33 protein-coding genes and 1 pseudogene are annotated in these 24317 nt (G+C 35.3%); 14 read left to right on the top strand and 20 right to left on the bottom strand.

The genetic code is table 11. From position 1 onward, the window contains the following. Nucleotides 1-20: 20 nt before the first annotated feature. Entirely contained in the window at nt 21-167 is a 147-nt protein-coding gene (locus tag AC0C45_RS05985) for a hypothetical protein (protein ID WP_016766343.1), read from the bottom strand. A 43-nt stretch (nt 168-210) separates the two neighbouring features. Then, nucleotides 211-1131 (bottom strand): CPBP family intramembrane glutamic endopeptidase, encoded by a 921-nt coding sequence (locus AC0C45_RS05980; protein ID WP_257061676.1) that lies wholly within the window; start codon nt 1129-1131, stop codon nt 211-213. A gap of 949 nt (nt 1132-2080) precedes the next feature. Here AC0C45_RS05980 and AC0C45_RS05975 point away from each other — a divergent pair. Both AC0C45_RS05975 and AC0C45_RS05970 read left to right on the top strand, forming a co-directional pair. Next, nucleotides 2081-2299: a hypothetical protein gene (locus AC0C45_RS05975; protein ID WP_237892762.1), complete on the top strand. Its 219-nt coding sequence runs from the start codon at nt 2081-2083 to the stop codon at nt 2297-2299. 238 nt (nt 2300-2537) lie between these two features. Beyond that, nucleotides 2538-3650 carry a type II asparaginase gene (locus AC0C45_RS05970; protein ID WP_237892763.1) on the top strand — a complete coding sequence of 371 codons (1113 nt, stop codon included), beginning with the start codon at nt 2538-2540 and terminating at the stop codon, nt 3648-3650. Between the two features lie 153 nt (nt 3651-3803). Here the strand turns inward: AC0C45_RS05970 and AC0C45_RS05965 are convergent, their stop codons facing one another. From AC0C45_RS05965 to AC0C45_RS05940, 6 genes are all read right to left on the bottom strand, one after another. Beyond that, complete coding sequence (locus AC0C45_RS05965; protein WP_075419237.1) at nt 3804-4190, bottom strand: hypothetical protein; 387 nt, start codon at nt 4188-4190, stop codon at nt 3804-3806. Nucleotides 4191-4495: 305 nt separating this feature from the next. Beyond that, nucleotides 4496-5359, bottom strand: coding sequence for a DUF4097 family beta strand repeat-containing protein (locus tag AC0C45_RS05960; protein WP_472927957.1), 864 nt, complete (start codon nt 5357-5359; stop codon nt 4496-4498). Beyond that, entirely contained in the window at nt 5349-5912 is a 564-nt protein-coding gene (locus AC0C45_RS05955) for an HAAS signaling domain-containing protein (protein WP_016766351.1), read from the bottom strand. Before AC0C45_RS05955 ends, AC0C45_RS05960 begins: the two co-directional genes overlap by 11 nt. Then, on the bottom strand, nt 5899-6228 hold the full coding sequence (locus AC0C45_RS05950; RefSeq protein WP_013084425.1) for a PadR family transcriptional regulator: 330 nt from the start codon (nt 6226-6228) through the stop codon (nt 5899-5901). Before AC0C45_RS05950 ends, AC0C45_RS05955 begins: the two co-directional genes overlap by 14 nt. A 282-nt stretch (nt 6229-6510) precedes the next feature. Continuing rightward, the gene (locus tag AC0C45_RS05945) at nt 6511-6666 is read right to left on the bottom strand and encodes a hypothetical protein (RefSeq protein ID WP_280168643.1); all 156 of its coding nucleotides are present in this window, start codon (nt 6664-6666) and stop codon (nt 6511-6513) included. 293 nt (nt 6667-6959) lie between these two features. Further along, nucleotides 6960-7862 carry a LysR family transcriptional regulator gene (locus AC0C45_RS05940; protein ID WP_047933150.1) on the bottom strand — a complete coding sequence of 301 codons (903 nt, stop codon included), beginning with the start codon at nt 7860-7862 and terminating at the stop codon, nt 6960-6962. Between the two features lie 377 nt (nt 7863-8239). On the opposite strand from AC0C45_RS05940, the pseudogene AC0C45_RS05935 reads away from it, so the two are divergent. The 3 genes and pseudogenes from AC0C45_RS05935 (at nt 8240) to AC0C45_RS05925 (ending at nt 10326) form a co-directional block, all read left to right on the top strand. Continuing rightward, a pseudogene (locus AC0C45_RS05935) lies at nt 8240-8553 on the top strand (cyclophilin-like fold protein). Between the two features lie 81 nt (nt 8554-8634). Then, a complete protein-coding gene (locus tag AC0C45_RS05930; RefSeq protein WP_237892769.1) occupies nt 8635-9804 on the top strand; it encodes an MFS transporter in 1170 nt (389 codons plus the stop codon). 240 nt (nt 9805-10044) lie between these two features. After that, nucleotides 10045-10326, top strand: a complete 282-nt coding sequence (locus AC0C45_RS05925; RefSeq protein ID WP_472927956.1) for a YrhK family protein — start codon at nt 10045-10047, stop codon at nt 10324-10326. Nucleotides 10327-10414: 88 nt separating this feature from the next. On the opposite strand, the gene AC0C45_RS05920 is transcribed toward AC0C45_RS05925, so the two are convergent. After that, the gene (locus tag AC0C45_RS05920; protein ID WP_472927955.1) at nt 10415-10828 is read right to left on the bottom strand and encodes a hypothetical protein; all 414 of its coding nucleotides are present in this window, start codon (nt 10826-10828) and stop codon (nt 10415-10417) included. A gap of 236 nt (nt 10829-11064) precedes the next feature. On the opposite strand from AC0C45_RS05920, the gene AC0C45_RS05915 reads away from it, so the two are divergent. Together AC0C45_RS05915 and AC0C45_RS05910 are read left to right on the top strand one after the other, a co-directional pair. Next, entirely contained in the window at nt 11065-11475 is a 411-nt protein-coding gene (locus tag AC0C45_RS05915; RefSeq protein ID WP_013084432.1) for a YndM family protein, read from the top strand. Nucleotides 11476-11662: 187 nt separating this feature from the next. Continuing rightward, nucleotides 11663-11797 carry a hypothetical protein gene (locus AC0C45_RS05910; protein ID WP_257061667.1) on the top strand — a complete coding sequence of 45 codons (135 nt, stop codon included), beginning with the start codon at nt 11663-11665 and terminating at the stop codon, nt 11795-11797. 239 nt (nt 11798-12036) lie between these two features. Here AC0C45_RS05910 and AC0C45_RS05905 read toward each other — a convergent pair whose 3' ends face one another. Further along, entirely contained in the window at nt 12037-13752 is a 1716-nt protein-coding gene (locus AC0C45_RS05905; protein ID WP_047933599.1) for an NAD-dependent malic enzyme, read from the bottom strand. A 325-nt stretch (nt 13753-14077) separates the two neighbouring features. Here AC0C45_RS05905 and AC0C45_RS05900 point away from each other — a divergent pair, with 325 nt between their 5' ends. After that, nucleotides 14078-15268 carry a DHH family phosphoesterase gene (locus AC0C45_RS05900; RefSeq protein WP_237892771.1) on the top strand — a complete coding sequence of 397 codons (1191 nt, stop codon included), beginning with the start codon at nt 14078-14080 and terminating at the stop codon, nt 15266-15268. Nucleotides 15269-15632: 364 nt separating this feature from the next. On the opposite strand, the gene AC0C45_RS05895 is transcribed toward AC0C45_RS05900, so the two are convergent. From AC0C45_RS05895 to AC0C45_RS05860, 8 genes are all read right to left on the bottom strand, one after another. Then, on the bottom strand, nt 15633-16103 hold the full coding sequence (locus AC0C45_RS05895) for a DinB family protein (protein ID WP_237892773.1): 471 nt from the start codon (nt 16101-16103) through the stop codon (nt 15633-15635). A gap of 261 nt (nt 16104-16364) precedes the next feature. Further along, entirely contained in the window at nt 16365-16517 is a 153-nt protein-coding gene (locus AC0C45_RS05890) for a YjcZ family sporulation protein (protein ID WP_013058439.1), read from the bottom strand. Between the two features lie 287 nt (nt 16518-16804). Beyond that, entirely contained in the window at nt 16805-16912 is a 108-nt protein-coding gene (locus tag AC0C45_RS05885; protein ID WP_016766356.1) for a YjcZ family sporulation protein, read from the bottom strand. Nucleotides 16913-17113: 201 nt separating this feature from the next. Further along, nucleotides 17114-17452: a CotD family spore coat protein gene (locus AC0C45_RS05880; RefSeq protein WP_053215337.1), complete on the bottom strand. Its 339-nt coding sequence runs from the start codon at nt 17450-17452 to the stop codon at nt 17114-17116. A gap of 186 nt (nt 17453-17638) precedes the next feature. After that, nucleotides 17639-17827 carry a hypothetical protein gene (locus tag AC0C45_RS05875; RefSeq protein WP_013084436.1) on the bottom strand — a complete coding sequence of 63 codons (189 nt, stop codon included), beginning with the start codon at nt 17825-17827 and terminating at the stop codon, nt 17639-17641. A 130-nt stretch (nt 17828-17957) separates the two neighbouring features. Further along, nucleotides 17958-18701 (bottom strand): HAD family hydrolase, encoded by a 744-nt coding sequence (locus tag AC0C45_RS05870; RefSeq protein ID WP_016766358.1) that lies wholly within the window; start codon nt 18699-18701, stop codon nt 17958-17960. A 220-nt stretch (nt 18702-18921) separates the two neighbouring features. Beyond that, nucleotides 18922-19104, bottom strand: a complete 183-nt coding sequence (locus tag AC0C45_RS05865) for a hypothetical protein (RefSeq protein WP_025749972.1) — start codon at nt 19102-19104, stop codon at nt 18922-18924. A gap of 132 nt (nt 19105-19236) precedes the next feature. Beyond that, a complete protein-coding gene (locus tag AC0C45_RS05860; RefSeq protein ID WP_016766360.1) occupies nt 19237-19443 on the bottom strand; it encodes a hypothetical protein in 207 nt (68 codons plus the stop codon). 186 nt (nt 19444-19629) lie between these two features. On the opposite strand from AC0C45_RS05860, the gene AC0C45_RS05855 reads away from it, so the two are divergent. The 4 genes from AC0C45_RS05855 (at nt 19630) to AC0C45_RS05840 (ending at nt 20837) form a co-directional block, all read left to right on the top strand. Beyond that, the gene (locus AC0C45_RS05855; protein ID WP_016766361.1) at nt 19630-19794 is read left to right on the top strand and encodes a hypothetical protein; all 165 of its coding nucleotides are present in this window, start codon (nt 19630-19632) and stop codon (nt 19792-19794) included. Between the two features lie 42 nt (nt 19795-19836). Continuing rightward, nucleotides 19837-20043: a hypothetical protein gene (locus AC0C45_RS05850; protein WP_016766362.1), complete on the top strand. Its 207-nt coding sequence runs from the start codon at nt 19837-19839 to the stop codon at nt 20041-20043. Between the two features lie 342 nt (nt 20044-20385). Beyond that, on the top strand, nt 20386-20595 hold the full coding sequence (locus tag AC0C45_RS05845; RefSeq protein ID WP_034649774.1) for an alpha/beta-type small acid-soluble spore protein: 210 nt from the start codon (nt 20386-20388) through the stop codon (nt 20593-20595). 83 nt (nt 20596-20678) lie between these two features. Then, entirely contained in the window at nt 20679-20837 is a 159-nt protein-coding gene (locus AC0C45_RS05840; RefSeq protein WP_013084443.1) for a hypothetical protein, read from the top strand. A gap of 218 nt (nt 20838-21055) precedes the next feature. Here the strand turns inward: AC0C45_RS05840 and AC0C45_RS05835 are convergent, their stop codons facing one another. Further along, complete coding sequence (locus AC0C45_RS05835; RefSeq protein ID WP_047933597.1) at nt 21056-21688, bottom strand: esterase/lipase family protein; 633 nt, start codon at nt 21686-21688, stop codon at nt 21056-21058. Between the two features lie 181 nt (nt 21689-21869). Here AC0C45_RS05835 and AC0C45_RS05830 point away from each other — a divergent pair, with 181 nt between their 5' ends. Both AC0C45_RS05830 and AC0C45_RS05825 read left to right on the top strand, forming a co-directional pair. Further along, on the top strand, nt 21870-22232 hold the full coding sequence (locus AC0C45_RS05830; RefSeq protein ID WP_237892775.1) for a DMT family transporter: 363 nt from the start codon (nt 21870-21872) through the stop codon (nt 22230-22232). A 4-nt stretch (nt 22233-22236) separates the two neighbouring features. Then, the gene (locus tag AC0C45_RS05825; RefSeq protein WP_034649771.1) at nt 22237-22647 is read left to right on the top strand and encodes a YvaD family protein; all 411 of its coding nucleotides are present in this window, start codon (nt 22237-22239) and stop codon (nt 22645-22647) included. Nucleotides 22648-22787: 140 nt separating this feature from the next. Here the strand turns inward: AC0C45_RS05825 and AC0C45_RS05820 are convergent, their stop codons facing one another. Beyond that, nucleotides 22788-24296: a glycoside hydrolase family 32 protein gene (locus tag AC0C45_RS05820; protein ID WP_047933595.1), complete on the bottom strand. Its 1509-nt coding sequence runs from the start codon at nt 24294-24296 to the stop codon at nt 22788-22790. Nucleotides 24297-24317 lie beyond the last annotated feature (21 nt).

Below are 24317 nucleotides of genomic sequence, written 5' to 3'. Positions count from 1 at the left end.
CAGCCTTAAAGGCTGCTCTTTTAAAATATGGTTTTTATTACTAGATATACTGCAGCAATCGATGCAAGAACGATAAGTACATTCAAAATACGATGTTGAGTAGCTAAGTGGCCTCGCTTCATTTCTGCACGAGTCAATGGTTTATTTTCATCGTGATTTCCACTCACTCTGTTACATCTCCTATCCTGTTTAGTTATTGGTTCTACTAATTTAAGCAATAAGCTGATCTTTGTCAGCTGCTTCTTCCTTTTTTATCTTCCCTCTACATAAGATATAGAAAACACTAAACATAACAATCGACCAAATAAGATTAGCTCCTGGCTCAGTGTCAGCTACCTTAAACAAACTCGGTATAGATCCGAAAACAGAATCGTCCGTTGTAAGGAACAGAGCGAGAAACATGTTGTTGGCTGCGTGTGCGCCAATGGTAATTTCTAAGCTTTTTGTTTTAATCGCGATATATGTAAGAGCAAAACCAGCTACAATATAATCTAATCCCACCAATATAATGGATTTATTCATTTCAGGATTAGCAAAATGACCTATTGAAAACATTAGTCCAACAATAATCGCAAGTAAAATGGGACGCTTCACTTTCTTACTCACCCATTGAAGAAGAAGTCCTCTAAAGAAAAGCTCCTCCGTTGTTGTTTGAATAGGTACTAACAAAAATGTAATAAGTATTAATAATACATACTCTTTCACACTTACATGGTTCCATGAATAATCCGAATGGTTAAACACAACATCAATTAATTGTGAAATGATTAGTAACAGGCTAAAAGTTCCAAAAGACCATATTACTTTCTTCCAATTCACACGTTTGTTAGCAGTGATTAATGATTTCATTTTTCGTTTGTGAATAAAACGAATGCCGATCCATAAACCAAAAATCCAGCATATGTACATAATATGAGATAACAGAAAATCAAGGTTAGCATTGATTCCCACAGCCACTCCGCTATCAAAATCAACATATGATTTTCCGCTTTCATCAGCTGCAACCATTATCATATCAGCAATAATATAAATAATTGATCCTAACAGCATAAACACAGAAGCAAGGATTGTTGTACTTACATAACGCTTCCAGCTATTTTTTCCTTCTTCCACATTTAAATAGTTTTTCATTTTCTTCTTACTCCCTCAGCCTTCTCTTCTCAATTACACCGTTCTTCTTTACTTTGTTGTTGTCTAGGCAATGTAAAAATCTATTAGGACCCGAAGTCCTGCAATCATTTTAACTACCGCCTGCTTTTCACCTTTAAAGATAAGGAAAGAGACTGACAATATTAAGAAATTACAACTCTACCCATTACCTCTTTATATAATATAAAATTTAGCGTCTTAAAAGCCGTTAAAAAACAGCTTTTTCTAAAAGAAGACTCGACACCAAGTCATTGTTAACCTTTATATCTTGCTCATACGTGCCCGCATACACATAATTTTGAAGAAAATACTTGCTACTCAAGAATATATATCCTAGAACAACTAAAATAAATATTTTTTTCAACATCGTCCTCACCTTTTTATCTAAAGTTTTCCCCGCACGGCTGCTACCACAACCGCTAAGGGCTTATCCATAAACAGCTTTTCATTTTTTAACATTAGCTACCATTCTATCTAACATCGCAAAAATGATATAAGTTACAAATATATTACATTATTATTACAAATGTAACAATTACATTATAACGAAGAAAAAGAGGATAATCAATATGAAGTGTTTAGTAACACAAATAAAATTGCTAGATTACTATAATGCATCTAAATAAATTAAAACATTATGCAAAAGTGCACACGTTTTCTGGTAGCAATATTTAAATATTAAATAAAAGTGTTTTTAACTCTTTTCATCCCATTATGGACTGACATAGTATAGTTTTGAATTTTAATTGAATTTTTGGTTTTATATTCTATAATAGTGAAGGTGAACTAAGCTGGTGAAAAAGGTGGATTTAATATAGTTGAATAAGTTAGCGGTGCAAAGTACTAATGCCACAGCCCAGAAGTTTAGACCGTAACAAAAAAGCATAGAAAACAACTATGCTACAGCACTTTAGAAGAAGGTGGAAATAAAATGATTTTTATACCTATATTATCTTTAATAATTGGTTTGTATCTGTTAGCTTCAGGAATTTTTATAATTATAAGGGATAAAAATATAAAAGGAAAAACTAAAAAAGCTTTAGTTTTTTTAGCAGTAGCATCGGATATAGCAACTGATCCAGTGTCCTCTTCAGGATTCCGAATTATGCTTGGTGCTGTTTTATTACTAGCTGGATTCATTTTATTATAAGAAATACACCTTAATAATTCATTGTTAGAGTAGTTTATTAGAATAGTTCAGTTCCATAAATTTCTTCATTTGCGATATTATTGACTCATTTTACCATACAGCGTGTACCTTTTCTTCTAAATTATTTGTTTGGAGAAAGATATTTCAAATACAGATCTTAATAGCACCTTGGATATTTTAAATTTAAATTACCAATAATACCGTTACATGTCTTTTGCCTAAAAGGAGCTAAGTAACGATGGAACTGAAAAGAATAGTAAGCATCACCTTTTTATCAAGCGTTATCTTATTTTCGGGACCTTTATCATTGGTCAATGCATCTGTAAATGATTCTAAAATGACTGTAAAACATTCAGGGAAAGAAGAGCAGCCTAATATAAAGATTTTGGCCACTGGAGGTACGATTGCAGGCTCTTCTGAAAGCAGCACAGACACAACTGGATATGAATCAGGAGCTCTTAACATTAAAACAATTATCAAAGCTGTTCCTGAGTTGAAAAAAATAGCGAATGTAAGCGGAGAACAGGTCGTAAATATCGGAAGTCAAAATATAGATAACAGTATTTTGTTAAAGTTAGCGAAGCGAATTAATACACTATTAGCTTCTAAGGATGTTGATGGAATTGTCGTGACACACGGATCTGATACGATGGAGGAAACGGCTTATTTTCTAAATTTAGTAGTAAAGAGTGACAAACCTGTGGTTGTAGTTGGTTCAATGAGACCAGCTACCGCTATAAGTGCAGATGGACCGCTAAACTTGTATAATGCAGTGAAAATTGCTTCTACAAAAGACGCACGAAATACCGGCGTTTTAGTAGCGCTTAACGATCGAATTGGTGCAGCTCGTTATATAACAAAAACACATACAACGGCAGTAGATACGTTTAAATCCCCTGAACAAGGATATGTAGGAGAAATAGCTGGAGATAAGGTAATATTTTATAACAAACCAACTCGCAAGCATACAACACAATCAATATTCGATGTATCAAAATTAGATGAGCTTCCTCAAGTAGATATCATATATGGGTATCAAAACGATTCTAGGAACTTTTATGACACAGCCGTAAAAACTGGAGCAAAAGGAATAGTCGTTGCAGGAGCAGGAAATGGACTGCTATCCGATGCTGCCCTAACAGGTGCTAGAGATGCGGTAAAAAAAGGCATAGTTGTTGTTAGATCTAGCCGGGTAGGAAGCGGAGTTGTGACACATGAAGAATCAGATGATAAAGATACGTTTGTTACATCGGATTCATTAAATCCACAAAAAGCCCGTATTCTTTTAATGCTTGCTTTAACGAAAACAAAGGACCCTAAAAAGATTCAAAACTACTTTAATGAGTATTAAATCAAAAACATCTTTCATCCTCTGTTTTGACTAAATTTTTTAAGAACAATTGGTAACGACAGCTTATAAGAAGGACATAAAGAGGTTGAGACATCACTAACATACTTTTGCCTCACCCTCTTTTAAAAATGAAAGAAATTATCAGCAGGTCCCTTATTCATTTCCCCAGTTCTTGCTTTCTATAATTAAATGATGGGATGTGTTGTCTAGTACACGCCATACCAAGGTCTTGCCTTCTATATCTTTTAACTCAATAATGCCCTCTAGCTTATTGGTATTCACATGGACACGCTCCTCATCTATTCTTTGCGCACTTTTTAATCTTGTTCCAAATGTTGCAGGACTTTCTTCCGTTAGTTTTACAATGACATCTATCATACGTTTGTCAGAAACATAGTTTTTGCTGTTCTCGTAGTTCTTATCAGCAGGCTTAATAGCATGTTCTAACCCAGTTTCGTATTGGCGCCAATCAACAATTAAAAAAACCGCAAATACTAAAGACACTGTGAGTAACAAGCCGTACGCAACATATCGTTTCATTTATTTTTGCTCCTTTCGCAGGAATAGGTTGTATCAGAAAATAGTATCGTTTTATTTAAAGAAATATTCCTTTTTTATAGAAAAGATAAAAGAAGATATATTTTTGTAGACCTTCCATGCTCAAATTACAAGAACCAAGAGAGATTTGTATACGGCTCATTTTTAGCTGCCACTATTACTTTACTTCACCATAAGCTAAATTAAAAAAGGTTCCACTCCAATGTTTAATGAGTAAAACCTTTTTTGCTTATCTCAGTCTAGCTGTGCCATTGCTTTTTTATAGAGGAGCTTATGATAACAAACAGTTACTTTATTACTGAAATACTGCCGTTATGAGTGGCTAGTTTAATGATATTCTTTCCTTTTCCAATAACAGCGTCCCTATCATATTTATTCAGAATATCGACTTTTCCATTGTCCACGGAAACATTAAATTGAACGTCACTTGGTTCTTTTTCCGTCGTAATTTTAATCTTTCCATTGTGGGTTTTAAAGTCAATATCTCGATCAAGTTCTTCTGTTTCAAGAGCGATGCTTCCGTTATGCGTTTCGCCTTCTAAATTACCTTCCACGTTACTCAGCGTTATTTTCCCGTTATTTCCTTTTGCTTGAACCGTTTTTGCTGCAGCATTTTTTATGCTTGTAAGTCCATTGCGTACTCTGGTGTTCAAGTTTTGTGAATCAATGTTCTCTAATTCTACACGCCCATTGTTTGCACGAATGGAAACATCTGCTGCACGTACTTTTTTAACAGACACATACCCATTGTTGCTGGAAATCCCCAACGAATTATACTGTTTTTCAGGCAGATAAACGTTGATATATAGGGGTTTTAATACACTAACAATGTCAAAATTGATCCAGCTGCGCTGTTGTTCATTATAGGAGATGAAAAGCGTTGAATTTTTAACGGCAGTAGTGAAGTCTCTTTTTATATTAGGAGATGTTTCTCCTTTTAATGTTACTTTGATATTATCGCCTTTGATAGGGTACACATGAACACGAGTATTATCCGTATCGATGTTTACCTTGGATACTTGATTGCTGTTGATCGTTTTTTCTTTTGAAATAGGTTCAGAATCAATAGCACGATACGTAAGGAGACTTCCTATAACCCCAACAAGGATGAGCATGCCTGCAAGAATGGAGAGTTTCTTTTTATTCAGCACGTTTTAAACCGCCTTTCACAAGTGATACATTGTATTTTAGATAACGTACAAAGCCTTTTATAGCTAGCTTCGTCACAACTAACATACCTAGCATAATAAAATAGCCAATTCCGCAAAATGCTAAAGCCATGAATAAATTAAAGAGAAAAAAGCCGCTCCAATGTACAATAGCCTCACCGAGAACTAGAATAGGAGATAGCAAGAAACATAGACCTATGGCCCAAGCTGATAAAATGAAGCCAGCTAATGCCACGGCGGGCCCAAGAACAATTACTACATTGAAAAAAGCTAAACCAATTACGGCCCAAGTGGCTCTTAAAATATTTTGAGTTGTTGCCTTAGCTGTTGCTTGCTCAACGTGATAATCTGCGAGCAATTCTTTAGCTATTTGATTTGGAGAACCTAGGGACGTTACAATTTCTTCTTCTGTTTTTCCTTCTTCTAAACCGATGGAAAAATGCTCTTCATAATCTTGTAAAATATCTGCCCGTTCTTTTACGGATAATGGTTTTAAGGATTCATTTAATTGCTGTAAAAATTTACTCTTCGACATTGTTCACACCTTCTTTAATTAATTGATTAACCCCTCTTGAAAACTCGTTCCACTCATCGACAAGCTTGTATAAATAATCTCTTCCTTTATCGGTAAGCTGATAATATTTCCTTGAAGGACCTTCTGTAGATTCTTTTAAGTACGTTGTAAAATATTCTTCTTTGGTTAATCGGCGCAGCAAAGGATATACGGACCCTTCTGATATTTCAATTTGATCGGAGATTTTTTGAACTAGTTCATATCCATAGCGGTCTTTTTTATCAAGCAACACAAGGACACAAAGCTCTAAAACTCCTTTTTTAAATTGTACGTTCACTGTTCTTCACCCTTTTCTTTTCACAGTCCACTACTGTTTATTGTATAGTACTGATTCATAATGATTTCCTAATAATTACAATATATCACCAGCTATTGTTTATTGCAAGGTACCGTTTAATATTTTTTTAAATTTTAACCGCTTTTACAGTCGTAAGGTATTTTTTATAAAGCAAGGTTCAACCTTCTTTTTCTAATTAGCTCATAGATGGAATTATTTTTAACGCGGCCAAAAGAAAAAGCAGCCTATAACTATAGACTACACAGTAGCGATCAAGCCAGGCTATTTTTCTTTTGCTTGTTGGATAAATGAAAAGAAAATCGTTATTAAGATAAAATAATTTAGCGGATTTTTGAAAATATCCCCGCCTAATGCCAATTGCAATAAGATCCATAAAGCGAATATCACTAGTATGGCTGGTAGTATAAGCTTGTTCATACATCACTCATCCTTCGTTTAAAATAATAAAGCAATCGTGGCTCTCCATACTTGTTGCATACTCTAACATTAAATCCATAAATAGCTTTAAAAGCATACTGATTGAATGTTTATAAGAATATCACTTTTAAGATAAAATTTAACAGCCGTTATCGCATTTGATAGAAATGTCTTACGTGTATTTGATTTTTTTGTAATAAATTAAAGAAAAAAGAAACCATCATTTTACATTTTTATACAATAAAAAACAGCCAATTTTATGGCTGTTTTAAAGTAGAATGCTATCAAAAATTTCATTTTCTAGGTGATGCAAATTCCTTCTGCAGTTCTTTTAAAAACGCATTCGCCGCAGTTGAAAGAACATGATGCTTTTTCCACACAATATTTAAACCTGATTCAAGTCTTGGCTGTAACGGCCTGAAACAAAGGTTGCTAGTAGTAGATGTATTGACTATTTTATCAAGTGTTATGGCATATCCAACGCCTTCTTCAACCATAATGCCCGCATTATATGCAAGATTGTATGTAGTGACGATGTTTAATTTATGAAAATCTTCGCCAAACCAATCCGCAAATTCATTTTTTGAAAACGTCTGTTTCATGGCCTGTCGTGAACAAATCAGTGGAACGTTTACTAAATCCGCAGCTTGAATGCTTTCTTTGACGGCAAGAGAGCTGTCTTTTTTCATAACGACGCCCCAAACATCTTTGGCAGGCATATTAAGATAATTGTATTTTGAAATATCGGCCGGCTGAATTAAAATACCGAAATCAAGCAGACCCTTGTCTAGCCGTTCCGTTATATCTTCTTCGTTTCCGCTGTAGAGGTGATATCGTATATTGGGATAACGTACCTGTACATCTTTTGCTACTCGTGCAATGTGTTTCATAGCTTCAGTTTCCCCGCCGCCTATATAGACATCACCACCTATTGTTTCTTCCATCGAACTAAATTCCGCCTCTAATTTATCCATCATATTAACGATTTCCTCTGCCCTGTTTCGCAGAAGCATTCCTTCATCTGTCAGAATGATACTGTGACTGCTGCGAATAAATAGTTTTTTACCTAACTCTTGTTCAAGATCTTTTAATTGTCTCGACAAAGTTGGCTGTGTCACATGCAAAAAATCAGCAGCTCTCGTGATGTTTCCTTCTCTTGCAACCGTAAGAAAATAGCGCAAAACTCGAACTTCCATATACCGCTTCTCCTTTCACAAGCTTTAGTATATACATCCCAGAAATGCTTATCAAGCATATCATGATATAAGATATAAGTATTTTCTATATTTAAAAGGAGCCATTAGAATAAATAGCAACGAAGTTCATATCACGAAAGCACCATTTTTAATTATTCAAAATTGAAAGGAGCTTAAAATGAAAAATTTTTATGTCTATCTTCTATCTTAGTAACAAGCCTTGGCCTCTCTGCTTGCAGCAACAATAATTCATCTGCAGCGGACAGAGATCATAATGCAAGTAATCCTTCAAACCAAGCACCAGAACAACCAAAGAAGATTCTATTTCAGCTACAAGAATCAAATTAACGTTTAACGATAAAGAAGTCTTGATTAGGATGTACGATAACTCAGGAAGTATGGCTTTTTTAGCTCAACTGCCTTTAACCATAACTTTTGAAGATTATATAGGTAAAGAAAAAATTAGTATTTTACAAAAGAGATTATCAGCAGATGATGTACAAGCTGGAGATCCATCAAAAAAGGCGACTTTGCTTATTACGCTCCTTGGGGAAATGTAGCTATTTTTTATAAAGGTTTTGAGGATGCCACAAATGACCTTATCATACTAGGTCAGATTGAATCAGGAAAAGAAAACGTTGAAAATATTCATGGTGATTTTACAGTTACCATTGAAAAAGTGACTAAGTAAAAACATGACAATTGGTCTTTAAACAGCCCGCTTTGAAGCAGCTAGAACAGAACACTTTTTAGAAAGAAGGAAATTGATTGTATGTCTAAACAACATAAGCTACTTATATTTGTCTTAACCTTAGGAGCTTTCGGGATTATAAATACCGAAATGGGGGTTATAGGGATACTGCCCTACATTGCGGATCACTTTCATATCAGTGTATCGAAGGCCGGATGGCTGGTAAGTCTTTTTGCACTTACTGTATCAATATCCGGTCCAACTATGCCGTTATTATTTTCAGGAATCAATCGTAAGAAAGCAATGTTGCTTGTACTTGGTATTTTCGTTTTAGGTAACATTATCTCTATATTCACCACTAACTTTGCTGTCGCCATAATTGCGCGTGTGATTCCAGCTATCTTTCATCCAATTTATTTTTCAGCAGCTTTTACAATCGCTGCGAACTCCGTCAGCGAGGAAGACGCTCCAAAAGCTGTTTCCAAAGTCTTTATTGGCGTATCTGCAGGTATGGTACTTGGTGTACCAATCGCAAGCTTTCTTGCAAGCACAGTTTCGTTTCAACTATCAATGGCATTTTTCGCTGTTATTAACGCTATAGTATTTATTGCTACATGGGCATTCTTCCCTTCTATGCCTGTTAAAGAAAGACTTTCCTACGGAGCGCAGCTCAGCGTATTAAAAAACCCCGTTACTTGGCTTTCCATTATGGCCGTCCTTTTACTGAATTCAGCAGTATTTGGAGTATACAGCTATCTTGCTGAGTATCTTAAAACCGTTACGAACATCTCTGGAAAACTAATTAGCTTTATATTAATTCTATTCGGTGTGGCCAATATTATTGGAAACATTATCGCAGGGAAGCTGCTTACGAAGAATGCCATCAAAACGGTAGTAGTTTTTCCTTTTGCATTGGGAGTGGTTTACATCATTTTATTCTTCACCGGACAGTTCACTTGGCCTATGGCTATTATGACTTTAGTTTGGGGAATATTCGCTGGGATAGGAACGAATATTAATCAATATTGGATTTCATCAGCAGCTCCAAAAGCTCCTGATTTCGCAAACGGACTATTTTTATCATCCGTTAACTTAGGAACAACGATTGGTACAGCTGTAGGTGGACTATTTATATCAGGGCTGGGTACAGAATACGTCGTACTAGTGGGGATCTTGTCATTAGTATTGAGCGTAGTATTTATTTTACCAAGAAGCTACATGAATCGTCCTATAAAACAGCTTTCTAAATAAGGCATCAATTCAATTCTTTTTAGGGATTCCTGTGTTTTCTTTTATTGCATCTATGAAGAGCAGAAATCTATTCTAATCAATGCTTACACCATTAATAGATAAAAATGGAGATTTGAGATGGAAAAACACACTAAAGTTACGCTTGTTTCCTTACCATCATATACCTGTTACAAAAGACGTTTTTTTATGACTTGCTAAGGGAATAAAAAAAAGGAAATTCAAGAAAAAGAGGGAGTTACAATGTCAGAAATGGGAAGAAAAGAAGACTACGGGGAGATTGAAATAGGTAAATACGAATTGTTCTTTAAAAAGAGTTATAAAGTTATAAATACGATTAATGACTCCTTGATAGGCATCTGGTTCCTAATTGGCAGTATTTTATTCTTCTATGATTCCTTAAAAAATATAGGGATTTGGTTATTTATTCTTGGAAGCGTGCAATTGCTCATTCGTCCAACGATTAAATTAGTACACGATTTTCACTTACGAAAATATTTAAAGGAAGGTTATCGCAATAAATAATCTTCTTTGTAAACAATTTTTCTTGTGAATTCTATATATCAAAAGAGGGTGTACGCGTTAGCGTACACCCTCTTTTAAATCAAATATATCACCCTAGGTCTAACCCTTTTTCATTCAATTTATGAGAAGTCACAGCAATTACAAACTTTCCATCATCCAAATCTTTTTTATGAGAGGTTAGCTCCTCTGTGGGAATACCTAAATTTGTTGCACGGTCTTCTTCATTTGAGTAATTTTGGACCACAAAAAATTTCTTTAATTTATCTAAAAAAGAATCCGGCTGGGTCCCTCCAGTCATATCTTCCTGAGTGACCTTATCTTGGTCAGCAGCAGATAGCTTATCCACGTTTACATTCGTTCTATAAGCTAGGTTGCCCGCTGCGGTCTCTTGATTAGTTAGAACTGTAATTTCATTATCCTCATACCCTATCATTCTTAATTTCTCAATTCTAGTTAATGTTTCTTCCGGGGACTCATATACACCTATAATACTTTTACTCATAAAACCTTCCTCCTTCATTAAGATCTTTTCTCCTCATTTTTTATGTACCCGCTATTCTACCCTTCTTAACAATGGAGCCGTAGTTAAAGGAGTGAATCAAATGATTTTCCCTTTTTAAGGAATTAGATTAAATAAATGCTAGCTTGCTTAAGGCAAAACGTTTATCTAAAAAAGATTACCTCCCCTAATACTGGGTATATATTCATTAAAAGATAATAAAAGGGAGATGAAAAAAGATGAAACATGTAAAGGCTCTTATTATAAAGTTTGTAATGAGCGCTGTAGTCTTAGGCATAGTATTTACAGGCATTTATAATTACAATTTTAGTGACACTATACTAATCGGTTTAGTCCTCACAGTTGTCGCTTATGCCCTTGGCGATTTGTTAGTATATCGCAATGCTGCTGATGATTCAGACTATAAAAAAAGAAACATTGTCGCTACAATTTCTGATCTTATTTTATCTTTTTTAGTCATCTGGATAATGGGGGCATCCTTTTTTGGAAATACCATAACCGTTATTCAGGCTTCTGTAGTATCAGCTATTGTTATAGCCGTTAGTGAATGGTTCTTCCATAAGTATCTAGATAAACATGTTCTTAACACCGATAACGATAAACATACCGATGCGACATATAATAAATAACTTATTAACAAGAAGAGCAAATATCAAAAATAGACAAATTAGTAAAAAGAAAGACTGGAATAAAAGTATTGTAGTCAAAGGAAGATCCGAACGATGAATTGAGATTCTTGATAGAGAATCAACTTCGTTCGGATTTTTTTATGGGTATGTTGAACGTAGATTTCATATATATATTTGCTTCTAGCTGTTGATTGAAGGGCAAGGCGAAGACTCCTGCGGGAAAAGCGGAACAGATGAGATCCCGCAGGAGCGCAAGCAACGAGGAGGCTCACCGGCCACTCGCGAAAAGCGAAGCCTTGCACGGAAATTAACAGCGCTGTAATAAGTAATTCATACCAAAGCATTCATCCGAGTTGTTCGTCTTTAGATTGAAGTGATTTAGTTATGTCTCAACCTTCTTTTTTAATTCTGAGAGATGTATTTATGGTAGAGAATTCATATATTATATTAAGAAAAAGCCCACTCCCTTTCAGTTGAAAGAGATGGGCTCTTCTTAACGTTGGATGTATATGTTTACATCAACTCGAGAAAGGAATAACCTTGAAAAAATTCACTAAGAGATCAATTCGCTTTTGCCTTACTTATTGGTCGGATAGTCTTGTATTCTGGTTTCCACATAGCTTTTTCTATTAACCTTTCTACATCCTGTTCTTGAAATTTCGATACACCATCTTTAATAGCAGCTTTTGCAACAGCTATAGCCACTGTTTTGGATACGTTTTGAAGATCTTTAATATGAGGAAGTAACGTATCACCTTTGGTTTGAGTTTCGGCCATATGGGCGACTGCATTTGCAGCTTCAGCGAACATCGTCTCTGTAAATTTTTCAGCTTTTACAGCAATTGCGCCCAGACCAAGACCGGGAAATACAAATGCATTATTAGCTTGGCCAATTTCATATGTTGTTCCTCTATACTCCACTGAATCAAAGGGACTTCCTGTTGCAATTAATGCTTTGCCATCTGTCCAATGTATAATATCTTTCGGGATAGCTTCAGCTAACTTAGTAGGGTTAGATAAAGGCATAATCACAGGTCTTTCTACATGGCGAGCCATTTCTCTAATCATTTCTTCCTTAAATGCCCCTGTTACTCCCGATGTTCCAATTAGAATAGTAGGCTTTACTTGTTTGATTACTTCTAACAAAGGTATTTTATTGTCATTATCTTTTTTCCAATTTTTTATTTCTTCTACTTTACGGGCATAAGGCTGCTGGAATGAAGCTAAATCATTTATCTCCTCCGTTAACAGCCCTCTATAATCATAGGCCCAAAACCTATCATATGCTTCCTCTTCTGAAAGACCTTCAAGAACCATCGCACTGTGGATTCGATCAGCGTTTCCAATACCGGCAGAACCTGGTCCAAAGACAACAATACGATGATCTTTTAGGGAGGTCTTTGTAATTTTTAAAGCAGTCAATACAGCCCCTAATGTAATCACACCCGTACCTTGAATATCATCATTAAATGTTAAAAGATGATCTCCATACTCTTCTATAATGCGTCTGGCATTTTTATTCCCTAAGTCCTCCCAATGTAACAATGCTTTTGGGAACTTATTTATTATTTTATTTACAAATTGATCAATAAATTGATTGTAAGCTTCGCCTGTTAAACGCTCATGGCGATTACCTAAATAAAGCGGATCTTTAAGTAATTCTTTATTATTGGTTCCTACGTCTAACACAATGGGAAGAACACGGCTCGGATCAATACCGGCAGCTGCTGTATATACCGCTAATTTACCCACTGCAATGTTAATTCCGCCTACTCCCCAGTCTCCTATTCCAAGAATGCTCTCAGAGTCTGTAACTACGATTAAATCAATATCTTCTGAGCTTAATTCTACATTTTCTATCGCTTTGTCCATTTTGTCCGCTTCGTCAATAGACAAATATAGACCATCAGGACGGTGATATTGATGGCTATATTCTTGAATAGCTTCTCCAACGGTTGGTGTGTAAATAATCGGTAGCATTTCACTTAAATGATCTTTTAATAATCGATAAAACAATACCACATTTCGATTATGCAAATCGTTTAATAAATTATTTTTTTGCAAATCATTTGATGCATTCTTAAACTGTTGATAAGCACGCTGTACTTGTTCTTCTAATGTCAGTACGGTGGGCGGTAATAATCCATCTAACTTGAGTTCTTCTCTTTCTCTTTTTGTAAATGCAGATCCTTTGTTTAGATAAGGTCTCGATAAAATATTTTTCCCTTTTAGTGGTGTTTGAACGAAACTCTTTTGTGCTTCAGCAGAAGATCTCATATGTTATCCCCTTTCTGTTCTTAAAAGAATGTAAAAAACCAATGTTTTCTTATATCATAGATCTCATTATGGGTAACCAAGATGTTTTCTTGTTACATACAATATCTTTAAACGAAGATGCTCTTCCCTAAACATATAATTAAGGCAGTACTCTAGTTTGTATTCAGATAGGTCAAGTGGAAAGAAGCTTTATATGTTATGCTTTTTGGACGTTAACATAGTTACCTAAAGAAAAATTAGTTTTACCATAGTGCTCTTCAGCAAACTAAAGCTTCAGCGGTTAAAAACCTTTCTCTCGTATCATAATAATTTCGAGGTGAAAGATATGTATAAACTGTTATCACATACGGATTTAGATGGAGTTGGATGCGGAGTTTTAGCAAAGTTAGCTTTTGGAGATAGAATAAAAATTCGTTATAACTCTATTGCATCGCTTAACCGTGAAGTAGAATGGTTTTTAGAAAATGAAGAAAGAAATACACATTTATTTATCACGGATTTATCAGTAAACGAAGAGAATGAAAAAAGACTTGAAGAGTTTTATCAAACAGGAGGAAAAGTCCAGCTGCTTGATCATCATAAAACAGCTCTTCATTTCAACGAATATGAATGGGGACACGTTGTCGTAGAAGACAACGAAGGGAGCTTAGCCTCGGGAACGTCCTTGTTTTATGAATACCTTATAGAAAATGAACTTATCCAGACTTCCAATGCGGTTGATGAATTTGTAGAACTAGTAAGGCAGTATGATACTTGGGAATGGGAAAAGAACAACAACCAAGAAGCACACAGGCTAAATGCTCTCTTCTTTTTAATATCTATTGACGAGTTTGAAGAAAAAATGGTTAACAGACTTCAAAACAGTGACCACTTCTTTTTTGACGAGTTTGAACAGAAGATCTTAGATATGGAAGAAGATAAAGTAGAACGTTATATTCGTCGGAAAAGACGAGAATTGGTGCAAACCTTTATAGATGACTATTTGGCAGGGATCGTGTACGCTGAATCGTATCATTCAGAACTTGGAAACGAATTAGGAAAAGAATATCCTCACCTTGATTACATTGCCATGTTAAATATGGGAGGAAAACGAATTAGTCTTCGGACCATTCATGATCATGTGGATGTATCAGAAGTTGCTGGTCACTATGGAGGCGGAGGTCACGCAAAAGCTGCTGGATGTTCGTTAACTAATGAAGCTTATAACCAGTTTGTAACAGATACATTTCATCTGGATCCTGTACGAGAGGATGCAAGAAGAAACCGATATAATTTGAAAGAATCTTCATCTGGTTCTCTCTACGAAACTCAAAATGATGATATGTTCCTTGTTTCTCTTCAGAATGAAGATGAATGGATAATTGAAAATAACAAAGGGCTATCGATTCATACATTTAAAAGCTTTAAGGAAGCAGAAATCTTTTTAAAAAGGAATTATGCCGCCTGGTTAGTAAGAGATGATATCTTTGTAAAGTATTTAATAAGGTATATAAAAAAACTAAAGCACGGAGAATAAGCACCGAAACATATTTTGATTCATCTAATGAATGAAAGACCCAGAAAAGCTATTAAACGAAAATGAAGTAGCTTTCCCCCAGCTCCGCTTGAACGTTCAGGAGCAGGTTTGGATAATATTCCACGCGGAGCATGTTTTCAAGATCCAGAAGTCGCAGCGGCTATCTTCATGGAGATAGCCGCTGGTATAGTTGCTTATAGCTAATTAATTGGCTCGTCTATTCGGAAAGATATTGCAGTGATGTTTGGTCAAATTCACAGATTGCAAACAATGAGCTTTCTATAAATGCCAAAAAATGTTTCTTAGAAAATAGGGACATTATGGTAACTAGTTTTATCTATGATATACATATTATCTAATTGGTTTAATCCCATATCCTAGGTCGATCAACCTCCATGATTCTCAAATACTGTAAGAGTTGTCCAGCGTGTACGGATTCATGATAGCCTATCCGCATCAACATATCCCCTAAAGAACGAATATAACCAACATCTGAACGGTCTATTTTAATATTAGTTAAATCTTCTTCAGAAAAAGGAGTAATCATGTCTAAAAATTGTTGATGGTAGGATGCTGCAAACTCCAATTCATCCTTTATAGATTGTAAGGGTCTTTTTTCAAAAGGAGAATCAAATTCCTTTAAGCTGCCCAAATTTTCGATAGCTAGATGATAATAGTATTCTGACTCCAAGACATGACGAACCATTTCTATGCATGTCATAGCTTCTTTATCCGGCTTCCAATCGAGTTTATCATCAGGAATTGCTTGCCAAACCTTTATACTTCTTCTTCTAATCTCTTTTATATTTAATACTATCGCATCTGTTCCATTCATTTCCATACCTCCTCTTATCATCATTTTACATCATTTCCCCAAAACAAAGAGGTGAATTTTCAACTAAACTTATTTCAAATATTCATGGTTCTTATGCTGAGTATAATAACTTTCATCCTTAAACGCTTAATAACAAGCTGTAAACCATTGGTTAAAACAGCAGGTATTAGTACTAATCACTATACATGTCCCTATTTAACAAATAAAAAAAGCTAGCATAAAGCTAACTTTTTTAAGTTAGAGAGAAAGGCAGGCTAATAATTAGCAACCGCCAAATCCTCCCCAACAAGCACAGCCAATAATGATTAATAAGATAAACAGCACGATAATTAAAGCAAAACCACTGCCACCGCCGTAACCGCAGCCGCCGCCATAACCATAGCCACAACCTCCGCCATAACCGCCAAAGAACATAAACTTCACCTCCTTCTCGTTCATACATTTAGCATATGATGAAAAACGAAATTTGCTCCACAAAGTGGATAGACTACGTTTTATATCACTATAAATAAAAAAATAATAACCTTTTAGTTTCTTTTACATACAATGAAGCATCCTCAGATCCCATATATGAGTTTTACTCCCTCTGCAATAGATTGTTTGTATTCCGCCCAATCAGTTCTATTGCGTATAAAAGCAGCCCCGCACAACCTAGAATAAAAAAGTCTTTCTCACATTAGAGAAAGACTTTTTTATTGTTATTAATAGCCAAATCCGCGGCCGTAACAGCTGCATCCAATAATGACAAGAAGAATAAACAGGACAACTAATAAAGCAAAACCAGAACCTGCTCCACCATAACTAGACATACAAACACCTCTTTTCGTGGTATTTAACTAAAGGAAAAAACTTTAAATATACATGGGTTAAGGTATTATATGTAGACATAGCTCATATCGATTGGATTTTGGTCAAAAATAGGCTACTTTGTTTAACGATAGCTAGATAACATTATAAATTTCACATAGTAAAAACCCTTCATTGTTAAAATGAAGGGGCTTTTTTGGCTATCAGCACCAAGGACGAGGTCTAGGAGGGCAGCTTGGAGCACAAAAATGTTGATGCGTTTCCTGACATACAACGGATTCTGTATGCGGGAATGAGTGCATATATTTATAATTTTTTTGATAAACATTTGTAGTATGACTAGGATGCACCACTGGCACAAACACATCTTGACCAGTAAAAGATGTATTTTGTTTAACTGGGTCATACTGAGCAGGCATAGTTTGAGGAGGTAATTGGCCACATGGTTTAGCTGGAGGATAACCGCAGTTACCTTGCTGAGGATACATAGCCCCTTGATAACCACCATAGTTAGAGTGCTGATAAGGATAGTTGTTTCTCATATTAAAAATCTTCTCCTTTCTATTAGTAGACTCCTCTTACTGTATGTGAAACAACCATAGAATGTTTGGACAAACACCTAAAGAAGACCCTAATTATTTAGGGTCTTTTCTACTAAGAGAAAAAGAAATGTGTATCCTTAGTAACATAGCTATGAGACTAAGAAATAAAAGGTTTTTTAATGCCCATTATTCCTCAAGATTAACATCCATCGCTCCGTTATCAATATTATTTAAAATGGTTTTGTTTTTATCGTCTAATTCATTACGTAAAAGTGAATTACGGGTCGCTTCGTATAAATCGTAGCTTCTTTCATCAACTGGAGAATTATGATCTTCACATATCATTTTTTCTGATTCTTTAGAGTGATCTGCCATATCAGTCACCTCCTCTGTATAGTATGTGAGTTGATTAGAAAAAACATAAGAACTTTATCTGGCTACCGTTGGGTAAGGTTTAATCAACGGTTAGCTGTTTCTATATATTGTGTTTACATATGACCTAATATTAGGTGGACACAACCGTTTCTTGAGCATGCTTTTGAATGATTTCTGGAACTTCCAGCAACGAATTAACGGTTATCAATTTACCTTTTGGCGCAACATCAATTTTAACTTGGTTGTAGCTCCACTCCAGTTCAGAAGGTACGTGAATCGCATGTATTCCAGCTTCTACTGCCGGTCTTATATCGGTTTTTAATGAATTGCCAATCATCCAAGTCTTTTTTGGATCGTACTTAATTTGGTTTAGTATTTCTTTTAATGCAGCTGTATCTTTTTGTTCAGAAATAAATACCCTTTTTTCAAAGTATTTAGCTAGCTCTAGCTGAACAATTTTTCTACCTTGATTTTCCTCGTCTCCACCTGTGTGTAAGTAGAGATCATGTCCTTGTTCTTTAAGCTTATCTAATACTTCATACATATTTGGCAAAGGCTCTATCGGTACTTCAAATACACTTTGACCAATTTTTTTGACTCTTTGGACTCTATCTTCATGGATATCTTGATGATTTTGTTCACTAAAAAATAAATAAGTAGCTACTAATGATTCTGGAAATCGGGAAGAGTGAAGGCCATGCTTTTCGATACTTTTTAAATCTATCTCTAACTGCTTTTGTTTTATTTCTTCCTTAGTCAGATTCTCAAACCATTCCTGCAATTGAGCCACAAAAGCATTTATGGTGTCTCTAAAATATTTATTACAGTGAACAAGCGTATCGTCTAAATTAAAAAGTAGGGTTTGCTTCTGCATTTCGTTAAATCCTTTCTACAATGGATGTACAGACAATATATGAAAAAACACTAACCATTTTTATTACCTATCCACACCTAACACGAAGGTGAATTTCCCAATACGTTAGGCACAAGCAATTGATTACTATACTGAAATGAGAATATTTAGTGGAAAGACCCTTCTAGCGTATAAAATAGAAGGATCTTTTTATAAGGTAAAAAGCTGCAGGATATTCCTGCTAATAAATATAACGTTCAAAATGCTTTCTATTCATGTTCGTTTTGAACGTAGAGGTACTCAGTCCTGAACGATTTATTAGCGGTTGGCTGCCTTCGCCTTCTTTAGGTATATTCATTTCAAGACCTTGTATAGTGAAAGGATCATACATATACGTTGTTCGTTCAGTTTCTGTGTGCGACATTAACTTCACCTCTATTAATAGTCCTCATTTTTTTAAATCATGTTAACTCGTTTACAGCAGGTTCTTTAATGAAAATATCTGCGTTTCATAGGTCTTTTCGCTTAAAAAGACCGCCGTTTTCTACTTTTTTTATTAAGTTGTAATTTCTTGTGGATCTTCGCCTTCAAGGTCAGTGAAGAAATTTTCTAAGGTTTCCCTCGGATCAAGAGCACGCCCATCTTCTTCGACAATACGGTTAAGCGTAGGGTCATTATTGCTATCTTTATTTTTATAGTTGTTATAATCAACTCTTTCTGCAATTCCTGAATTATCAACGCCTTTAAAGTCTTTCTTTGGCATAAAAACACCTCCTAGCCCTATTGTTTGAAAATTTGAAGATAAAATAAGTGGAAGGTTAAGTTATATTTTTATTTCCCGAGAATTAATTAGATACTTGTTGCAAAGAGCCATGTACAACATGCTTAATTGTTTTACGAACTGGGGAAACTAAATCGTCAAAACTTACTTTACTGAGGAGGAATATAAGTGGAAGGAAATCCAAGCACAAGACAGTTTCAGGATGATTTAAAGCAGTATCAAATGCCAGATTCAGTAAAACAACAAAAATCTGGAACTTATCGAGTTGGATTTGAATCAAACACTGGAATTGAAAAAGTACAGAATCAGCAAGAAGGAAAAGAAAAGAAATAAGCTTGATCATTTTATACTTTTACATGACGAGGAGGGCATCCCATGGATCAACAAAAAATGTTAGCAAATGAATTAAGTAACATGCTTACAGAAAATAAGCTGCCGATTACAATTGAAGAAGATATCCATGAAATTTGCAGAGGTTTACAATCAGGTGAAATCAGCGTGAATGATTTGAAGGAAAAAGATCCTTTTGTTGTAAATGCAGTTCAAGAAGCAATGGATAGAATCAATAAACCTAACTCTTAAAATAGATATAAAAAGCAATCCTTTGAGGCAGCTTTTTGAATATTGATCGTTTTCATCAAGCAAAAGACTAACTCTTTATAGAGTTAGTCTTTTGTCCTTCAAATAATATACCCATGGACATGAAAAAAGAATGACAAACGAGTTGTCATTCTCTCTCCTACACATGGCAAGCTTTTAGTTTTTAGTCACAAGGAAATGAAACATCTAATCCCACTTTTTACAGTGTCGGTTGTTTCTAAAAGTTAGTATGTCATCCTAACAAGAAAATATACATCCATTATTTACCACGAATACATCTCTTCCACAATAGGAAACTTAAGAAAAACAAGGAGGTGACACAACATGGCAAACAACAACAGTGGTAGCCGTAACGAATTATTAGTAAACGGTGCTGAACAAGCAATCGATCAAATGAAATATGAAATCGCTAGCGAATTTGGTGTAAACCTTGGTGCTGATACAACTGCACGTGCAAACGGATCAGTAGGTGGCGAAATCACAAAACGTCTTGTACAAATGGCTGAGCAACAACTTGGCGGCGGACGTTTCTAAGACAACTTTATAATTGATGGCTGAAGGAAGAATGGGGCTCCATTCTTCCTTTTTGTACGAATAAAAAAGGAAGGAGAGATCATATGCAGCAACATCAATCAGCTAAAGAAAATGCGGGTTTTACTGAGAAACCAGCAGCTTCTGCAACAAATGCACAAAAAGTAAAACAAGAAATCCAAAGAGACGTAAATGAAGGACAAGGCGCAATGACTTCTCGAGAAGCAGGCGCAATGCGCGATTAAAAATCAATTTGAGCGCTTTTTAATCATCGATTCTTTGTACAAAAACCTAAAAAAGTACCTTGATTAACTGAGGTACTTTTAGCACTCTATTCTATTTCAGCGCGGGAGCTGCTTTGACTTCGATTGTTTCATCGGGTACATGCTGGTGAAACACAAAGGCAAACATTCTGATTCTAAATATATAAAAGTCGATCCTGCCTTGTTCACCTGAAAAATAACTAGTTTGTATTTTGTCCCCCGCCATTCAGCCCTTCTTTTATGTACGCGTTAACCTGACTATTTGAAAGCAATCCAATATGTCCAATGCCATAAAGTTGAATGTTTCTTGCTCCTTGCAGCCTAGAGAGACTATTAGCAACAATTTGATCATTTATGCTGTAGATCGACGTATAAAGAATTTTTTGATTGAGATCTGTACCTGGGAGTGCTATCGAAGAAACTAAACCATTCGCTCCTCCTAACGTCACGACATTTTCAATCTTATTCCCTCCCCCTAGATATTTAATATAATACAGCGTGTTTGCTCCGCCCATACTATGAGCAACAATATCTACCTTCTTAGCTCCCGTCTCTTTCAACACTTGATCAATGTATCGAGCAAGCTGAGGTCCATTATTCAAATTGTTGCCTGTCTTATCTACAAAATCAATAGCGTAAAGATCATTGCGATCCCAACCTTGAGCAATTAAATAGTTTTTGATAGCAATAAAGTTATAGGACGCACCGCTGATTCCATGAACAAGAACAACCGGATTGTGATTTGATTCAGCTTTAGCATTCGAAGGCTGAATTCCTAATGCAGATACAACCAGGGATAAAGCAAGAATTAATGCGACAAACGTTTTCTTCATTTCTTTTCTCCTCCTCACAATATATAAGTAACAACATCTATAGATTATATATAAAAATCCTAATATGGTAAACTTATACTTATAAGGTATTTAAAGTTATATTTATTTGTTATCTATGAGTATTTTTATGACAAAAATCATCACCTAAGCTTTTCTGTAAAAAATAAGGAGGCGAAGAAAGTTGTATTGGATTTATCTATGTTTAGCTATTCTTTTTGAAGTTGCTGGAACTACGACCATGAAATTATCAGAAGGTTTTACCAAAGTTATACCAAGTGTATTGCTTATACTTTTTTACATTTGTAGTTTATACTTTTTGACATTAACGTTAAAAAGTATAGAAGTTTCAATTGCTTACGCTATTTGGTCAGGTATGGGGATTATAATTATTACGCTAATTGGATTTATGTACTTCAATGAAAGTGTAAGTCTGCTAAAGATCGTTGCTATAGCTCTCATCATTATCGGTGTAGTGACATTAAATATGACTGGGGAAAAAGAAGCTAATGCTAGTAAATCCCCTTTAGAAGAACACATTAGATAAAAAGATGAAATATTTAAAACCTTTTTTTCTCGTCACAGATATAGGATTTATTATCTATTGGATTGCTACTTATTTTCAGCTTATACCTCAAAGTGCGGCTTTTAAAGATTATAATAATCGCATAATCATAGCTTGGAATTGGTCGTTCTTCCCTCTAGATATTCTTATTTCATTCACTGGATTATTTAGTCTATATTTATATAAGTTAAATAAGGAATCATGGAAGGGATACGCTTTAATTTCTTTAGTTTTAACATTTTGCTCAGGACTACAAGCCATCGCATATTGGGCATTTATTAAGGATTTCGATTTAACATGGTGGGCTTTTAATTTATACTTGATGATTTACCCTCTATTCTTTATAAAACTATTTATAAAAGATAACAGTAATCAAAAAAAGCACTTTTCCATGTAATAAAGATATTAATGTACATATAAAAGGGACAGATCCCCTTAAGGGGATCTGTTCTTCAAGTTAATCTAGTTACATAAATTGTTGTAATTTCTTTCTTTTACGTTGCTTGGCTACTATCTTTATCCAATTCCTATTAGCCTTTAAAAAATCAGTGGAGAAACGCCCTTGCTTAAGTTCCATTTATTTAAGGTAATCAATTCAATTTCTTGATCTGCAAAGAAACAAATACCTTTTGCATTGTCTGCGGGATAGATTCTGCTCGTCATCACTTTCTCGCCTTCATTAATAAAAACTTCGATGGAAGATTTATCAACAAACAGATGAAGATGCAAGTGATTATCATTTAATCCAACAGGTGCTTTTCTTATTCCCCCATCACCTTCACCTGATTTATCACGATTAAAGATAAACAAACTTTCTAGCCTATCATAAGTTAAGAGCGTTTCCTGGTGAGTGTCATTATCTGTTCTCACTTTTATTCCGAACTGTGAAGCAGCTTTTGCGTTAATTTCCACTTCAAGTTCGTAACAATCACCTGAAATACCTGCAAGTTCTTGTTCTCCGTTAACCGTGATATTTTTATACTGCACGTGATGTTGACGAAGCTGCTTAAGCTCTGGAATTGGTTTACTAATTATATTCCCTTGTTTAGTAGAAAGCTCACGCGGAATAGTCATTGCGCCTGCCCAATTGTGTTTTTGTTCAGGCATGCTGCTTTCCCACATAGCCATCCACGCTATCGTAATGCGTCTGCCATGTTCATCTTCTGCCGTCTGAGGAGCATAAAAGTCAAACCCGTAGTCCAAAAGCTGAAAGTCTTCGTGTTGAAGCAGCCCTGTTTTATAGTCCAATTTCCCTTTTACATATCCAGCTTGATGTAAGTTATGGTAGAGATCCCCTTCTGATTTCATTCCTTGAGGTGACATAACAAGCACGTCTTGTCCATCAAGACTAAAAAGATCTGGACACTCCCACATAAAACCAAGATTTCCTTGGCTTTTGGCCATTACATTCATAAACTCCCAATTCAACAGATCTCTTGAACAATACAAAAGAACTTGCCCTTCATGATCCTTTGTACGTGATCCAAGAACACAATAATAATAGTCGTCTTTCTTCCATACTTTTGGATCTCTAAAATGATAAGGGTGAATATCTCCTTCAGGCGCTGAATCAATAACTGGATTTTGAGGTACTTTATTAAAATGAACGCCGTCTTCGCTTACAGCAAGACACTGAACCTGTCGTAAGTCCGTATCATAGTTATCCCCTGTCCACACATTCCCTGTGTACATTGCATAAAGCTTCCCGTCTTTTTCAATTGCACTTCCTGAAAAACATCCATCCCTATCGTATTCTTCACTCGGAGCAAGAGCGATAGGAAGGTGTTCCCAGTAAGTAAGATCCTTACTTTTTATATGCCCCCAATACATTGGCCCCCACTCGGGAGAGTAAGGATGATGTTGATAAAACAAATGATACTCACCTTTATAAAAGCTGAATCCGTTTGGGTCATTCATCCAGAATGCTGGTGTAGACACATGGTATTGTAGTCGCCAATGATTCTGATCAACAGACTCCTGCTCGTTTAACACAGATTCTATTGCCTTTGAGATTTTTTCTTGATGTTGATTTCTTAATGTTTTCAAAAGATTTCACCCTACCTTTCT

This window comes from Priestia sp. VA7 (assembly GCF_055710015.1).
The sequence above is the reverse complement of the archived record's forward strand: the minus strand, read 5'-3'. Positions and strand labels throughout refer to the sequence as shown.

Bases quoted from the DNA above. Each gene is read 5' to 3' on its own strand.
- AC0C45_RS05915 (WP_013084432.1), top strand. From the start codon at position 11,065: ATGAAACATGTAAAGGCTCTTATTATAAAGTTTGTAATGAGCGCTGTA.
- AC0C45_RS05840 (WP_013084443.1), top strand. From the start codon at position 20,679: ATGCAGCAACATCAATCAGCTAAAGAAAATGCGGGTTTTACTGAGAAA.
- AC0C45_RS05905 (WP_047933599.1), bottom strand. From the start codon at position 13,752: ATGAGATCTTCTGCTGAAGCACAAAAGAGTTTCGTTCAAACACCACTA.
- AC0C45_RS05900 (WP_237892771.1), top strand. From the start codon at position 14,078: ATGTATAAACTGTTATCACATACGGATTTAGATGGAGTTGGATGCGGA.
- AC0C45_RS05875 (WP_013084436.1), bottom strand. From the start codon at position 17,827: ATGGCAGATCACTCTAAAGAATCAGAAAAAATGATATGTGAAGATCAT.
- AC0C45_RS05940 (WP_047933150.1), bottom strand. From the start codon at position 7,862: ATGGAAGTTCGAGTTTTGCGCTATTTTCTTACGGTTGCAAGAGAAGGA.
- AC0C45_RS05885 (WP_016766356.1), bottom strand. From the start codon at position 16,912: ATGTCTAGTTATGGTGGAGCAGGTTCTGGTTTTGCTTTATTAGTTGTC.
- AC0C45_RS05860 (WP_016766360.1), bottom strand. From the start codon at position 19,443: ATGCCAAAGAAAGACTTTAAAGGCGTTGATAATTCAGGAATTGCAGAA.
- AC0C45_RS05825 (WP_034649771.1), top strand. From the start codon at position 22,237: ATGAAATATTTAAAACCTTTTTTTCTCGTCACAGATATAGGATTTATT.
- AC0C45_RS05890 (WP_013058439.1), bottom strand. From the start codon at position 16,517: ATGTTCTTTGGCGGTTATGGCGGAGGTTGTGGCTATGGTTATGGCGGC.
- AC0C45_RS05870 (WP_016766358.1), bottom strand. From the start codon at position 18,701: ATGCAGAAGCAAACCCTACTTTTTAATTTAGACGATACGCTTGTTCAC.
- AC0C45_RS05980 (WP_257061676.1), bottom strand. From the start codon at position 1,131: ATGAAAAACTATTTAAATGTGGAAGAAGGAAAAAATAGCTGGAAGCGT.
- AC0C45_RS05850 (WP_016766362.1), top strand. From the start codon at position 19,837: ATGGATCAACAAAAAATGTTAGCAAATGAATTAAGTAACATGCTTACA.
- AC0C45_RS05965 (WP_075419237.1), bottom strand. From the start codon at position 4,190: ATGAAACGATATGTTGCGTACGGCTTGTTACTCACAGTGTCTTTAGTA.
- AC0C45_RS05925 (WP_472927956.1), top strand. From the start codon at position 10,045: ATGTCAGAAATGGGAAGAAAAGAAGACTACGGGGAGATTGAAATAGGT.
- AC0C45_RS05945 (WP_280168643.1), bottom strand. From the start codon at position 6,666: ATGAACAAGCTTATACTACCAGCCATACTAGTGATATTCGCTTTATGG.
- AC0C45_RS05920 (WP_472927955.1), bottom strand. From the start codon at position 10,828: ATGAGTAAAAGTATTATAGGTGTATATGAGTCCCCGGAAGAAACATTA.
- AC0C45_RS05865 (WP_025749972.1), bottom strand. From the start codon at position 19,104: ATGTCGCACACAGAAACTGAACGAACAACGTATATGTATGATCCTTTC.
- AC0C45_RS05970 (WP_237892763.1), top strand. From the start codon at position 2,538: ATGGAACTGAAAAGAATAGTAAGCATCACCTTTTTATCAAGCGTTATC.
- AC0C45_RS05835 (WP_047933597.1), bottom strand. From the start codon at position 21,688: ATGAAGAAAACGTTTGTCGCATTAATTCTTGCTTTATCCCTGGTTGTA.
- AC0C45_RS05880 (WP_053215337.1), bottom strand. From the start codon at position 17,452: ATGAGAAACAACTATCCTTATCAGCACTCTAACTATGGTGGTTATCAA.
- AC0C45_RS05895 (WP_237892773.1), bottom strand. From the start codon at position 16,103: ATGAATGGAACAGATGCGATAGTATTAAATATAAAAGAGATTAGAAGA.
- AC0C45_RS05930 (WP_237892769.1), top strand. From the start codon at position 8,635: ATGTCTAAACAACATAAGCTACTTATATTTGTCTTAACCTTAGGAGCT.
- AC0C45_RS05975 (WP_237892762.1), top strand. From the start codon at position 2,081: ATGATTTTTATACCTATATTATCTTTAATAATTGGTTTGTATCTGTTA.
- AC0C45_RS05955 (WP_016766351.1), bottom strand. From the start codon at position 5,912: ATGTCGAAGAGTAAATTTTTACAGCAATTAAATGAATCCTTAAAACCA.
- AC0C45_RS05845 (WP_034649774.1), top strand. From the start codon at position 20,386: ATGGCAAACAACAACAGTGGTAGCCGTAACGAATTATTAGTAAACGGT.